The organism is Pseudoalteromonas sp. bablab_jr011 (assembly GCF_016464045.1).
Taxonomy (GTDB): domain Bacteria; phylum Pseudomonadota; class Gammaproteobacteria; order Enterobacterales; family Alteromonadaceae; genus Pseudoalteromonas; species Pseudoalteromonas lipolytica.
Window position 1 is genome coordinate 1 of the sequence record NZ_JACDWU010000043.1, and the last position, 283, is coordinate 283.

1 protein-coding gene is annotated in these 283 nt (G+C 37.5%); it reads left to right on the plus strand.

Going from position 1 to position 283, the window contains the following annotated elements; genetic code table 11:
- The coding region (tnpA, locus tag JIG41_RS01375) for an IS200/IS605 family transposase (RefSeq protein WP_199524157.1) at positions 1–283 on the plus strand (283 nt) is incomplete at both ends.

A 283-nucleotide genomic window follows, 5' to 3' on the forward strand; every position in this document is an offset into this window, starting at 1 on the left:
ATACGAGAAAGCATCGCATGTGTATTGGCGATGTCAATATCATATAGTCTGGACACCAAAGTATAGGTTCAGAATATTGAAGAACAAAGTAGGCAGAGATGTTTACAGGTGCATACAAGTTTATTGTGAGCAGTTAGGGTGTAAAGTAGTCGAGTTAAATGTGCAGGTTGACCATGTTCATTTGGTAGTAAAGATACCGCCGAAGTTATCAGTCTCGAAATTAATGGGTGCTTTAAAGGGAAAAATAGCGTTAAAGCTATTTAGCAAATATCCATACTTAAGG